The sequence below is a fragment of the Bradyrhizobium sp. WU425 genome, from assembly GCF_021052305.1.
GTDB classification, from domain to species: Bacteria; Pseudomonadota; Alphaproteobacteria; order Rhizobiales; family Xanthobacteraceae; genus Bradyrhizobium; species Bradyrhizobium canariense_D.
The window spans coordinates 7070196-7083744 of sequence record NZ_CP088089.1 but is presented as its reverse complement, the minus strand read 5'-3'; the positions used below and the strand labels follow the sequence as shown (position 1 = coordinate 7083744).

At 59.5% G+C, this 13549-nt stretch carries 7 protein-coding genes and 1 pseudogene; 6 read left to right on the top strand and 2 right to left on the bottom strand.

Features of this window, described 5'->3' with window-relative positions; all coding sequences use genetic code 11:
- Positions 1 to 1217 precede the first annotated feature (1217 nt).
- Both istA and istB read left to right on the top strand, forming a co-directional pair.
- Positions 1218 to 2525 carry an IS21 family transposase gene (gene istA, locus BcanWU425_RS33850; protein ID WP_231189123.1) on the top strand — a complete coding sequence of 436 codons (1308 nt, stop codon included), beginning with the start codon at positions 1218 to 1220 and terminating at the stop codon, positions 2523 to 2525.
- Positions 2525 to 3385: an IS21-like element helper ATPase IstB gene (istB, locus tag BcanWU425_RS33845; protein WP_231189121.1), complete on the top strand. Its 861-nt coding sequence runs from the start codon at positions 2525 to 2527 to the stop codon at positions 3383 to 3385. Before istA ends, istB begins: the two co-directional genes overlap by 1 nt.
- A gap of 868 nt (positions 3386 to 4253) precedes the next feature.
- Here istB and BcanWU425_RS37880 read toward each other — a convergent pair.
- Entirely contained in the window at positions 4254 to 4721 is a 468-nt protein-coding gene (locus BcanWU425_RS37880; RefSeq protein ID WP_445818645.1) for a hypothetical protein, read from the bottom strand.
- Positions 4722 to 5359: 638 nt separating this feature from the next.
- Here BcanWU425_RS37880 and BcanWU425_RS33835 point away from each other — a divergent pair.
- Entirely contained in the window at positions 5360 to 5581 is a 222-nt protein-coding gene (locus BcanWU425_RS33835) for a hypothetical protein (protein WP_143273815.1), read from the top strand.
- Between the two features lie 795 nt (positions 5582 to 6376).
- Here BcanWU425_RS33835 and BcanWU425_RS33830 read toward each other — a convergent pair.
- Positions 6377 to 7575: pseudogene (locus tag BcanWU425_RS33830) on the bottom strand (IS256 family transposase).
- 1067 nt (positions 7576 to 8642) lie between these two features.
- Here BcanWU425_RS33830 and nifD point away from each other — a divergent pair.
- The 3 genes from nifD to nifE all read left to right on the top strand — a co-directional run bounded on the left by nifD (position 8643) and on the right by nifE (position 13545).
- The gene (gene nifD / locus BcanWU425_RS33825) at positions 8643 to 10145 is read left to right on the top strand and encodes a nitrogenase molybdenum-iron protein alpha chain (protein ID WP_085383728.1); all 1503 of its coding nucleotides are present in this window, start codon (positions 8643 to 8645) and stop codon (positions 10143 to 10145) included.
- A gap of 81 nt (positions 10146 to 10226) precedes the next feature.
- Positions 10227 to 11786 carry a nitrogenase molybdenum-iron protein subunit beta gene (nifK, locus tag BcanWU425_RS33820; RefSeq protein ID WP_085383745.1) on the top strand — a complete coding sequence of 520 codons (1560 nt, stop codon included), beginning with the start codon at positions 10227 to 10229 and terminating at the stop codon, positions 11784 to 11786.
- Between the two features lie 115 nt (positions 11787 to 11901).
- On the top strand, positions 11902 to 13545 hold the full coding sequence (nifE, locus tag BcanWU425_RS33815; protein ID WP_231190980.1) for a nitrogenase iron-molybdenum cofactor biosynthesis protein NifE: 1644 nt from the start codon (positions 11902 to 11904) through the stop codon (positions 13543 to 13545).
- Positions 13546 to 13549: the final 4 nt, after the last annotated feature.

Sequence of the window (13549 nt, the reverse complement as noted above, 5' to 3'; positions counted from 1 at the left end):
ATCACTACATTCAGTGTCACAGATGCCACAAGTGCCAGGCCGGGCTAGAGTGATCGCAGATACCTTTGTGGTGAGGTTCGCTTGCCAGCCGCACGCGGGAACGGCGGTAACAAGACCTACGCAGCTGGGCGAGACACTGAGCCGAGGCGCCTGGCGGTGCGCATCGTTCACGATTTCGCCGAGCCCTGCCGACTGAAGCCTCTCCGACTCATATCCGGGCCGCTCTGGCGCGCCGCCGCCGCGAAGCCCGGCTCGTTCGTAAAGGACGAGCCTCCGAACCGAACATGGACAATTCCACCTGAGGTTCGCTGGCATGGCAATTGCCGTGCTCAAGTCTGAAAGGCGCGGCTGCCCAGAGTTTGACGGCGCGACCGTCCGATTGATCGCTACTCCAATTCGACAGGTGACCAGCCTGACCCCTGATCCGGCGGGTGTTGGTTGGATTACCAAGTCGGCCCACTCACGGGCTGCTGCTCGGTTTTGAAATCCTGCGCGCTGGGGCAAAATAAGCTGAACTTCTGCAGGAGCAACCGCTACTTCGTGCTCTTGCGTTGAATGATGCCGATACAAGAGGACACGCTGGGAGGAGATCGTGACATCAGTCCGCAGATGGCCCAAGTCCTAAGAGTTATCGGCGTGTTAGCGAGGAAGAACGTGATTGAGCACTTGTCCATGGCTGGTTCAAGTTGGATACGGTATCCGTGATGACTTCGATTGACGAGCGCTTGAATGAGATCAGATCCGTACGGAATGACATTTGGCGTTGTCGCAGAAGGCTTCAAAGCGAGCTAGATGATCTCCAGCGTAAGATGCTCGAAGAGCGTCTGCTTGAGCGGCATTCTGCCTTTGAACGGCTTGTCTCGGCCACGTTTCCTTTTACATTGAGATTGTGAAGCAAAATTTTGGGACCTGTGCCGCGGGAGCATTCCGCTTAAATAGCGTCCGCTCACAGAGCGCCTGCGCCTGGGTCAGGAATGTAGCGCTCCGGCGCCGCGGGCCGTCGCGCCTCTCATGGCCGCCGCCGACCTGAAAAGCTCGGCCCATAGCCTTGGTTCACCGACGTGCTGCCCGCTGCGCACCGACAATGAAATCGGTCCGGCCCCGTCCAAGGGCACTGCCGGGGGATACCGCTCGCCTCGCTGTCGCGCGCCATGGAAAACTGCCCCCTCGGCGCCATGAGGAATTGCCCCCTCCTTGGGTAGCCAAGGAGAGAGCAAATGAACGAGGAGCGAATCACTAGAGGCTCGTCGTGGAGTGATCCACGGGGGCAGGTGATGAAGACGCCGGATGACGTGGCGGAGATGTTGCGCCTGAGGGCGTGCGGGTGGGGTGTGAAGCGGATTGCGCGGCAGTTGGGCTGCAGCCATCACACGGTGAAGGACTACGTGGCGGCGGGCGGGGTGAAGCCGTTTAAGTCGCCCGAGAGGCCGCAACGGCTCCATGGCCTTGAGGGCTGGCTGCGCGAGAGGTTCATTCGCCATCGTGGCAATGCAGACGTGGTGCGCCAGGATCTATTGAATGAGAAAGGCGTGACAGTCAGCCGGCGAACGCTGCAGCGCGCGGTGCGGCCTTATCGGCAGGCGCTGAAGGCGGAGGCGCTTGCGACGACGCGGTTCGAGACACCTCCGGGTCGCCAGCTGCAAATCGACTTCGGGGAGCGCCTGGTCGAGATCGGCGGAACGAAGGTCAAGGCATTCGTGTTCGTGGCGACGCTCGGACATTCGCGACGGCTCCATGTGCGAGCGTTCCGTGCCGAGAAGCAAGAGCACTGGTTTGCCGGGCTCGAGAGCACATTCACCACCTTCAGCGGTGTACCCGAGGAAGTGCTGATGGATAACCCACGCGCACTTGTGGTGCGCCACGACGCGGTGAGCCGGTCGGTTCAGTTCAACGACAGGCTGATTGCCTTCTCGAAGCACTGGGGCTTCCGTCCTCGGGCCTGCGCACCATATCGGGCACGCACAAAGGGCAAGACGGAGAATGGCGTTGGCTATGTGAAGAAGAACGCGATCGCAGGTCATTCGTTTGCAAGTTGGGAAGCGTTTGAGGCCCATCTCGCCAGGTGGGAGCGAGAGGTTGCGAACGTCCGTATCCACGGCACGACCGGCGAAGCACCGATCATCCGCTTCGCACGAGACGAGGCCCACCGGCTAAAACCGCTCGGCGGGCGGCCTTCGTTCGGATCCTTGCGCGAGCTAACCCGGATCGTCGGCAATGATTGTTCCATCGAGATCGACACCAACAGTTACTCGGTACCTTGGCGCCTTATTGGTGAGCGCGTCGCGGTGACCGTCGCGGCTGGCGAGGTGCGGATCCGCCATGGCGTGCACCAGGTCGCGGTTCACGAGCAATCGAAGGGGCGCCGGCTGCGGATCGTCGATCCGATCCATCTCGATGGTGTTGCCGGGCGCAATGGCGCGGTCCGCCGCCCGGAGATTGCAGCGGCGGTGCAGGAATCGTCTCCCCCGCATTCATTGTTGCGTCCGCTTGCCGAATATGAAGCCGTGATCGGGGGAAGCTTCTGATGACGCGCGCAAAGAAGGCAACCGAAGCACCGACTGATCCCCTTGATGCCATGCTGGCGCGATTGCAGCTCTCCGGCATCCGCGATCAGCTCGACAGCCTGCTCGACGAGGCGGCGCGCGCGAACCTGTCGGCCCGTGAGACGCTGATCCTGCTGTGCGAACGTGAGATCGCGCGCAAGGATCATCGCCGCATCGATATGGCGCTGAAGCTTGCACACTTCCCCGCCGTGAAGGAGCTCACAGGCTTCGACTTCGAGGCGCAGCCCTCGATCGATCCCAAGCAGATCCGCGATTTGGCCGCGTCACGTTGGATCGCCAACGGCGAGAATGTGCTGCTGCTCGGCCCGCCGGGCGTCGGTAAGACGCACTTGTCGATCGCACTCGGGCGAGAAGCGATCCTGGCCGGTTACACCGTGCAGTTCACCACGGCGACGACGCTCGTCGCGGGCCTGGCCAAGGCGCATGGCGAGCGGCGCCTGGACGAGAAGCTGCTCGCGCTGGCGAAGCCAAAGCTTCTTATCGTTGACGAGCTCGGCTATCTGCCGCTGGAGCCGGACGCCGCGCATCTGTTCTTCCAGCTGGTCAGCCGCCGTTACGAAACCGGTGCCATGCTGATCACGTCGAACCGCAGCGTTGCCGAATGGGGCACCGTGTTCGCCGATCCCGTGGTCGCCACCGCGATCCTCGACCGGCTCCTGCACCACAGCCACGTGCTGACGATCCGCGGCGACAGCTACCGGCTCCGCGCCAAACGGAAGAGCGGCCTCATCAAGGCGCCGCCCGCCGGTGACGGCCCTCCGGTCGGCTCCGCCTCCCTCCGTCCCGTCACCGGCGGAAACGACCATCAAACAACATCATGAAACCGAGGGTGGGGGCAGTTCTTCATGACGCAAAGGGGGCAGTTCCGGATGGCGTTTGACACCTCGCTTCTGCGACACCGCAGTCACCTGAGTAACGTTGATCCGGCAGAGCGATCGAAGGAGCTTGAATCGCCCGTAGCGTCAGATTGTACAGAGCAGGGAACGATGTTTCAGTTCAGGTGCAGTCGAATGATAAGACCCGCTCTCGCTTTTGTACTATGTTCCGCTCTCGAGTGGATCGGGCTAGGTAGGGGGGCGGTTGCGGAAACAAGGCGGTACGCTTGCACGATCACTGCCGCCGATCGAGAGCCGGCCGGAGTTCGGAATGAGCGGGTTATTCTCACCGTTCAATATGGCTGCCGGATCGCAGGTGGTCTCTTGACCGACGCGGGGATCACAGCAGTGTCGGTCAGCGAGTGGGCTGCTGACAAAAGGACATACTTGGCCTCAATGGAATTTCACCACGCGCTGGAGGGAGTTGCACTTGGGCAACTCTCCGAGGCGACCGACTTCTCTAGCATGGAAGGCGAGCAAGACATTGGGGTCGCAACTTCCGGCACGACAGTTTTCACATTCGCATCTGGTTCATTGGCCGACCTTTCAGGGAAGACCCTTAAATTCACGACAAAACCCACCGGCCTACGTAGCTTCGAGTTGGAGTTCACAGATTGGCCAGAATCTCTTCTATGGAAGTGACGCGTGTCTTACGCTGAATTCCGCAGGCTCCATACTCTTAAGCACACATATATGTGCTCCCCGGTCTATATATGCGGTTCCCCAAGACGAGCACACCCGCAACAGGTTAAGCCAAAACTCCGAAGACACTCGAGCGCGGTAGAGCGTTCAAATTGACCTTCACGCGGTCCGATCAGCAGCTCTTTTGGCCGCCGATCCGCATATGGGACGATCTGGCCTCGCATGGCAGCGCCTGCGCGACACGGAACCTATCAAGACGGAATAAACGCAGCTCGATCATGAGCACGAAGAAGAAGTTGCCGGCCAACCGCCTCTCGAACGCGGACGAGTACCAACTCAAGGCAGCCCTCATTGTACACTGAAGCGGTTGATGGCGGAGCGGGAGATCACTCAGACCGAAGCCGCGAAGCTCGTCGGCGTGAAGCAGCCCAACATCTCCAAGCTGCTTCAAGGGCAGTTCAGGTTGGTTTCCGTGGAGAAGCTGCTGCGCATGCTGGCGGCGTTCGATCAGGACGTCGAAATAAAGATAAAGCCACATCGGAAGCGTGGCGAAGGGGGCCGGATCACGTTTATTCGGGCCTAAGAGCTGCCGAAATGGAGGGTTCATGACATCTAACCCGACGGCGGCAAAAGCGCTCATGAACTCACCCTGCAGTGCCCGATCTGCAATCGAGATTCGGCTGACTGAATCCTTCGCCCCCGCTGTTCTCGCCCGAGACCCGCCAGCGTTTCCAGGACCAACTGGGAAGGACGCGAAGTCGCCCGAGAGACCAAAGCGCTTCAGCAGGAGCGCGAGAAGCTCAAAAGGGAAGATTAACGGGTCGAGCGCTAGGTCGTGAACCGGCGCGGCGGCTTAGTGCAGCAGCCAACTCGTCCCTAGAGAAGCGAAAGGCGCGCGAGGCAGAGCGATCGATTCGGAGGAGATGATCTCCGCTTGCTCGACGGGCATCTTCCATCCAGAGGGCAGACATCGTTAGAGCGGGATCCCGGCTGGAGTCTTCGCCAGCCCAAGCACCGAATGCCGTGACATGGCGTCCAATGCGGATTTCGAGGACAATCGGCACTGACACGGAGAATCAATTTAGCTGAGCGCGGTCAAGCCAATGACGACGTTCAGGATTGCCCCAGGCGTAGTGACGCCGAACCTAGAAGGCGATGATGGTTGGGAGAAGGTACCAAGTGGGATCATTCCAACCAGCCCAACGGACATGCTGATCAAAGCGGAAAGCGCGACGACATCCCGAGCTGCCGGTGCTCGGTGATGTTCAAGGTGAGCGATTGGGCGATACTTTCTTCTTCCCTCCCTCGAGCTTCAATGCGGCAAGTAACCGGTCTTTGGCGGCGTCGATTTTCGAAGTGGAGCCGTTCATACTCCTCGCGAAGCGCGGCATCGACGAACAGGGTCCGTCACGGAAGCCGAAGCTGATCATCTTGAAGAACGCCGGCGCCGACCCCTGGGCTTTCGGGATCGCTCACGCCCGATGGCCGGTTCTAACGTGAACTTCTCCTCCATCTCATTCAGGACGCAAAATGACTGAAACAACCGCGAGAAAGGCGACAGCAGCAGTTGATCCGGTCCGGACACGTCCTCCTGTGGGTCGTCCGCATAGATTCCACCCTGGATTTTCTTGTCGATGCTGGTCCCGTAAGCCCAGCACGAAATATAAACGCTCAGAATGGCAACCTGGATAATTGGATTTGCATTCGACAGCGCCGTGATGGGTATGTCCTTGAGCGCAAGTCCCACGAACCCAAGCGCTATTATCCCGTAACAGTGGTGATGCACCAATTTACAAGCGTTGCAATGCGTGAAATCCGCACCTGAGCACTTCGGTCGGAGGTCTTGGCCTTTTTACCATAAATTACCTGGGCAAGAAAAATACCGTTCAAGTGGACCATCGGCGCGCTGCTCTGCAAAAATGCTGGCGGAGCGCGTTAGCAAAACTGGTTTCAATGGCGATTGATATACCACGCAACGGAGGTAAGCGTAAGGAAGTTCGATCCTGTCCTGGAACGAGAAAGGATAAATCGACCAGTGGTCCGCATTCGACCTGCCTTATCTCGACTGCCGACACTTGCGAAGCTGCCGGCCTTTCCGTGAATCCGCTCAAACTGTCTGACGCGTCAGAATCCGATGTTCCCCTTTGTCGAACTACGCCGAACGCAAAAACCTGCAGATTGTTTGATGCGGAAGCGCCCTGTGTGGTAGCCGGCAAATTGAAATCCGGGGATCGTGTCCCGTGGCGTGGTGTAGCTGGCGGGGGACACCGCGTTCGCCGGCAAGAGCCGGGCAGGTCAGCTGGCGATCGCCGGAAGGCTGACGGTTGGATCATCGCTCAACGGCGCGATGGTTTCCAGCGTCATGTAGCGGGCCCGCTGGACCGCCCACTCGTCGTTCTGCTCCAGCAGGATCGCGCCGATGAGGCGGACGATGGCGTCTTCATTGGGAAAGATGCCGACCACCTCGGTCCGCCGCTTGATCTCGCCGTTGAGACGTTCGATCGGGTTGGTGGAGTGCAGCTTGGTGCGATGCTGCGGCGGGAACGTCATGTAAGCGAGCACGTCGGTTTCGGCCTCGTCGAGAAAGCCGGCAAGCTTGGGCAGCTTGGGCCGGAGCTGATCGGCGACCTTGCGCCACTGCGCTCGCGCGGCCTCGGCATCGTCCTGGGCAAACGCGGTGGCGATGAAGGCGGAGACGACACGCCGGCCGCTCTTGCCGGCATGCGCCAGGGCGTTGCGCATGAAGTGGACGCGGCAGCGCTGCCAGCTGGCGTTGAGCACCTTGCCACGGTGGCCTTGATGTCCTCGTGGGCGTCGGAGACGACCAGCTTGACGCCGCGCAGGCCGCGGCGGGCGAGCTTGCGCAGGAACGCCGTCCAGAACGTCTCGGCTTCGGAAGGACCGATGTCCATGCCGAGCACTTCGCGGCGGCCGTCGCTGTTGACGCCGACTGCGACGATCACCGCGACAGATACGATGCGGCCATTCTGGCGCACCTTCACGTAGGTGGCATCGATCCACAGATACGGCCAGTCGCCCTCGATCGGACGGGCGAGGAAGGCCTTCACCTTGTCGTCGATCTCGCCACACAGCCGGCTCACCTGGCTCTTGGAAATGCCGGTCATGCCCATCGCCTGCACCAGATCGTCCACCGAACGGGTCGAGACGCCCTGCACATAGGCCTCCTGCACCACGGCGGTGAGCGCCTTCTCGGCCATCCGGCGCGGCTCCAAAAAGCCCGGGAAGTAGGAGCCCTTGCGCAGCTTGGGAATGCGCAGCTCGACCGCGCCGGCACGGGTCTCCCAGATCCGGTCGCGGTAGCCGTTGCGCTGGGCCAGACGCTCGGAGCTCTTCTCGCCATAGGCCGCCCCGGTCTGGCCCTCCATTTCCAGCTCCATCAGGCGCTGGGCGGCAAAGCCGATCATCTCGCGCAACAGATCGGCATCAGGGGTCTTCTCCACGAGCGTGCGCAGGTTCATCATGTCTTCGGTCATCGGTGGTTCCTCGGTTGCGTTGGCGTGTCGCAACCCGATCCTACCGGAGAACTGCCGGTGACCACCGCAAAGCCGCCCGCCCGCTACGGCGCAATTTGAAGGCGCGCGTCCGGGCGGCTTTGCTCTACCGAGCTACACCACCACTGGGGACGCGACCAATCCGGGCAAGCCCACGGTGACCGTTTGCGGAGTTTAAGCTACCGCCCTGCTTGGGAATTGATCAGCTTACGTGCTCTCCACGGCGTCAGCTGTTCGCCCCTTCGAGCGCGCCTCTCCGCAGTATCAAACAAAAGAACGCCGGAGCGAGAGACCATGCGGAAATGGAAGAGGACTGCTGCTGGGCAACTGAGTTCTTGTGGAGACATCTGCAGCAGGTGGTGGAGCGCACGATGCGATTCTTGCTCGGGGTGGGATCGAGAGCACGATGGGCACATCTAACCGCGCTGGAATCCGCTTCGAACGGATGGTGTATGCGATCGTTGGATCGGCGCGTACGAAGCAAGGCTGCGCATTGGAGTGACGTCGGCGCGGCCAGACTCCAGCCACGCCGCTGGTGCAGAGCGTATCCGATTGTTTTGTTTCAGACAGGGCGTTGCGGTTACGCTTGTTGGTGGCAGACAGGGTCAGGTTTATAACAATCCGCATCCGGCAGCTATCTAGCTCTATAAACGTTGCTTTTTTTATTCAACCGGCGCTGGCACACTCGTTGCAGACCCCTCGCAGGAGGCGGCTGTTAGTCCTTTGCATCCCATGCACAGGGACATGCCCCGTGATCGCACGCGAGTGAATAAAGAAGCCGATATGACCAACCGCTGGAGAGCAGGCATGACTTCACCGAGAAGCGTCTTGGTCATCGATAGACAGCGTCACACATGGCGCTCCTAACCGCTCAGCCGAGATGAGCTACATGATCGTGAACGACCGCTGCGGCATGAACGTCGCGAAGTTGCGATCGGTAGGACCGCCCACGCAGATTGCACGCTTACCTGAACGCCGGATCGGAAATCCGTCGGCCGACCGCAAAAGCGTCGCTTCTTGTTGAGACCACAATCGAAAAGGAAACCTGTATGAGCCGAGCACCTACCCAAGATGTTGCAGAGATCAAGGCGCGCAACAAGCAGCTAATCGATGAGGTGTTGACGGTCTACCCCGAGAAGACCGCCAAAAGGCGCGCCAAGCATCTCAGTGTTCACGAGGCGGGGAAGTCGGATTGTGGAGTCAAATCGAATATCAAGTCCATTCCCGGCGTGATGACCATCCGCGGCTGCGCCTATGCGGGCTCCAAGGGCGTGGTCTGGGGACCCATCAAGGACATGATCCACATCAGCCACGGTCCGGTCGGCTGCGGTCAGTACTCGTGGGGCTCGCGGCGCAACTACTACGTCGGGACGACCGGCATCGACACGTTCGTGACACTGCAGTTCACCTCCGATTTTCAGGAGAAGGACATCGTGTTCGGTGGCGATAAAAAGATCACGAAACTCATCGATGAGCTCCAGGAGCTATTTCCTCTCAACAGGGGCATCACCATTCAGTCCGAATGTCCGATTGGCTTGATCGGTGACGATATCGAGGCGGTCTCCCGAGAAAAGTCGAAGGAATATGGCGGCAAAACCATCGTGCCTGTGCGCTGCGAGGGCTTCCGCGGCGTGTCGCAATCGCTCGGCCATCACATCGCGAACGACGCCGTTCGGGATTGGATCTTTGACAAGAGCGCCCCAGAGACCAGCCCTAAATTTGAACCGACGCCATATGATGTTGCGATCATCGGCGACTACAACATCGGCGGCGACGCATGGTCGTCACGAATCCTGCTGGAAGAAATGGGCCTACGCGTCATCGCCCAGTGGTCCGGGGATGGATCTCTCGCTGAATTGGAGGCGACGCCGAAGGCAAAGCTCAACATACTGCATTGCTATCGCTCGATGAACTACATCTCACGGCACATGGAGGAAAAATTCGGGATTCCCTGGTGCGAGTACAACTTCTTCGGTCCTTCCAAAATCGCGGAGTCGCTGCGAAAAATTGCAAGCTTCTTCGATGAGAAGATCAAGGAAGGCGCCGAACGCGTCATCGCGAAATATCAGCCGCTTGTCGATGCTGTGACCGCGAAATACCGGCCGCGGCTTGAAGGCAAGACGGTAATGCTGTTCGTGGGCGGCTTACGTCCTCGCCACGTCATCGGCGCCTATGAGGACCTCGGCATGGATGTTGTCGGCACGGGCTATGAGTTCGGGCACAACGATGACTACCAACGCACCGCCCAGCACTACGTCAAAGATGGCACGCTGATCTACGACGATGTCACCGGCTACGAATTCGAGCGCTTCGTCGAAAAGATCCGGCCAGACCTGGTCGGCTCCGGTATCAAGGAAAAATACGTCTTCCAAAAAATGGGCGTGCCGTTCCGCCAAATGCATTCCTGGGACTACTCGGGTCCTTACCACGGCTATGACGGCTTCGCGATCTTCGCCCGCGACATGGACATGGCGATTAACTCCCCGATCTGGGGGAAGACCACCGCGCCGTGGAAGGACGCTCCGCAGCCGAGCCTCATGGCAGCGGAATAGGAACGCCGACCCCGGGCCGTTTCTTTCCGCAGAGGAGGGGAAGGGCAGGAGAACGAACGCAAGAACCCACAGAGTACCATGATGACACAGAACGCCGAACACATACTCGACCACTCGGAGCTTTTCCGGGGAGACGAATACAAGCAGATGCTGGCCAAGAAGAAGGCGCTATTTGAGAATCCGCATGATCCCGCCGAAGTCGATCGCATCAAAGAATGGTCCAAGACATCCGAGTACCGCGAGAAGAACTTCGCCCGCGAGGCGCTAACCGTTAATCCGGCGAAGGCTTGCCAGCCGCTGGGCGCGGTGTTCGCCGCCCTCGGGTTCGAGCGCACACTGCCGTTCGTCCACGGCTCACAAGGCTGCGTCGCGTATTATCGCAGCCATCTGTCACGGCACTTCAAGGAGCCGACCTCGTGCGTCTCCTCGTCCATGACGGAAGACGCGGCCGTGTTCGGGGGGCTTAACAATCTTACCGACGGGCTTGCCAACAGCTATAGCATGTACAAGCCGAAGATGATCGCGGTCGCCACGACCTGCATGGCGGAAGTCATCGGCGACGACCTCAATGCCTTCATCAAAACATCAAAGGAAAAAGGTTCTGTCCCAGCGGACTACGACGTACCATTCGCTCACACTCCTGCGTTCGTCGGCAGCCACGTTACTGGCTACGACAACACGCTCAAGGGCATCCTCGAGCACTTCTGGGATGGCAAAGCCGGCACGGCCCCAAAACTCGAGCGCAAAGCGAACAACACGATCAACTTCATCGGTGGCTTCGACGGCTATACTGTCGGAAACGTCCGTGAGATAAAGCGGATCTTCGAGCTGATGGGCATCGGCTACACCATCCTCGCGGATAACAGTGACGTGTTCGATACCCCGACGGACGGCGAGTTCCGCATGTATGATGGGGGCACTACACTAAAGGATGCCGCGAACGCAGTCCACGCCAAGGCAACCATTTCCATGCAGCAATATTGCACGGAGAAGACGTTGTCCTTCATCAAAGGGCACGATCAGGAGGTCGTCGCTTTCAATCACCCGCTGGGCGTCAGCGCCACGGACGATTTCCTGATGACACTGTCGCGTATCACCAACAAGGCAATTCCAAATGCGCTGGAGCAGGAGCGCGGGCGTCTGGTAGACGCAATGGCTGATTCCAGCGCGCATGTTCACGGCAAGAAGTTCGCGATCTACGGCGATCCAGACCTCTGCTATGGTTTGGCCGCATTCCTGCTGGAGCTCGGCGCTGAGCCGACCCACGTGCTGTCGACGAACGCGAGTAAGGCGTGGGAGCTGAAGATGCAGGCGCTGTTCGCGAGCTCGCCCTTCGGTAAAAACTGCCGCGCCTTCCCAGGCAAGGATCTCTGGCACATGCGATCGCTCCTGTTCACAGAGCCGGTCGATTTCCTGATCGGTAACACCTACGGCAAGTATCTCGAGCGTGACACCGGAACGCCGCTAATCCGCATCGGCTTTCCCATCTTCGATCGCCATCATCACCATCGTTATCCAGTGTGGGGCTATCAGGGGAGCATGAATGTGCTGGTCAAGATTCTCGACAAGATCTTTGATGAGATCGATCGAAAGACCAGCTCGGTTGGCAAGACAGACTACAGCTTCGACATCATACGCTAAGGCGAGCTCCCCGCCTCATCGTCCGCAGAAACAGCGGCGCTGCGGCGGGGATCACAGGTTCTCCGCCGGTCATCCTTGTGGTCTGCGGTGTGTTAACATCCCCGAGAGAGACACCATGACTTCGCTTCCCACGACCATACAGGACGTCTTTAACGAACCGGGCTGCGCCAGGAACGCGAGCAAGTCGAAGGTCGAGCGTAAGAATGGTTGCACCAAGCAGCTCAAGCCGGGCGGCGCCGCCGGCGGATGTGCCTTCGATGGCGCCAAAGTCGCGCTGCAGCCCTTCACCGATGTCGCCCATCTTGTGCATGGTCCAATCGCCTGTGAGGGCAATTCCTGGGACAATCGTGGTTCGGTCTCGTCCGGCTCCGATCTGTGGCGCAGAAGCTTCACCACAGATATGAGCGAGACCGATATCGTCTTCGGCGGCGAGAAGCGGCTGTACAGGGCAGTGAAGGAGATCACAGAGAAATACAACCCGCAGGCCATCTTCGTCTACCAGACATGCGTGCCCGCAATGATCGGTGACGACATCGATATGGTCTGCAAGGCGGCCTCCGCCAAATTCGGCAAGCCGGTCATTCCCATCAATTCACCGGGATTTGTCGGGTCGAAGAATCTTGGTAACAAGCTTGCTGGCGAAGCACTGCTGGAGCACGTCATCGGTACCGGAGAGCCGGATTACACGACATCGTATGATATCAACATCATCGGTGAATACAATCTGTCCGGCGAGCTTTGGCAGATCAAGCCCCTGCTCGATGAGCTCGGAATCCGGATCCTGTCCTGCATCTCGGGGGACGGCAAGTATCGCGAGGTCGCTTATTCGCACCGGGCCAAAGCCGCGATGATGGTTTGCTCAAGGGCAATGATCAACGTCGCACGCAAGATGAGGCAGCGCTACGGCATCCCGTTTTTTGAAGGCTCCTTCTACGGTATTGAGGATACCAGCGATTCACTCCGCCAGATCGCGCGCATGCTGATCGAAAGTGGCGCGCCGGCTGAGCTGATGGAACGCACGCAAGCCCTGATCGCACGCGAAGAGACCAAGGCCTGGGCTGCGATTGAACGTTTCAAGCCGCGCTTTGCCGGCAAGAGGGTTGTTCTCATCACCGGCGGTGTGAAATCCTGGTCGATGGTGGCCGCCTTGCAGGAGGCCGGGCTTGAGATCGTCGGCACGTCCGTGAAGAAATCGACCAAGAAGGACAAGGAACGTATCAAGGAATTAATGGGCCAGGACGCCCATATGATCGAGGACATGTCGCCTCGCGAGATCTACAAGATGCTCAAGGACGCAAAAGCCGATATCATGCTCTCGGGCGGCAAGTCGCAATTCGTCGCACTAAAGGCGGCGCTGCCGTGGCTCGATATCAACCAGGAGCGCTGCCACGCCTATATGGGCTATGTCGGGATTCTCAAGCTCATGGAGGAGATCGAGAAGGCGCTCTACAATCCGATATGGGATCAGCTCCGCCAAGCCGCGCCATGGGATGAGTTCGACCGGAATCTTCAGGCAAGGACGGCTGCCCAGATGCATGCGCAAGCCGAGGATCCAGTTCGGGACCCGAGCAGGAACAGCGTCAGGACGATAAATTTTTCCAATCAAGCTGAGGCCAGCGAGGGTGAGAGCGCGATTGCGGCGCATGGCCCGAAGCTCGCCGAGCCCACCAAGCCGTTCACCAGTTCCAGCGGGCGGTGCATTGCTCGTAAGGACATTCCGTCCGATCTCCAGCCGGCGGCATTGCAGGCGGCGGAGTAGGGGA

Coding starts and splice junctions, on each gene's coding strand:
- nifK (WP_085383745.1), top strand. CDS start 10,227: ATGACACAGAACGCCGAACACATACTCGACCACTCGGAGCTTTTCCGG.
- nifD (WP_085383728.1), top strand. CDS start 8,643: ATGAGCCGAGCACCTACCCAAGATGTTGCAGAGATCAAGGCGCGCAAC.
- istB (WP_231189121.1), top strand. CDS start 2,525: ATGACGCGCGCAAAGAAGGCAACCGAAGCACCGACTGATCCCCTTGAT.
- istA (WP_231189123.1), top strand. CDS start 1,218: ATGAACGAGGAGCGAATCACTAGAGGCTCGTCGTGGAGTGATCCACGG.
- nifE (WP_231190980.1), top strand. CDS start 11,902: ATGACTTCGCTTCCCACGACCATACAGGACGTCTTTAACGAACCGGGC.
- BcanWU425_RS37880 (WP_445818645.1), bottom strand. CDS start 4,721: ATGAGCGCTTTTGCCGCCGTCGGGTTAGATGTCATGAACCCTCCATTT.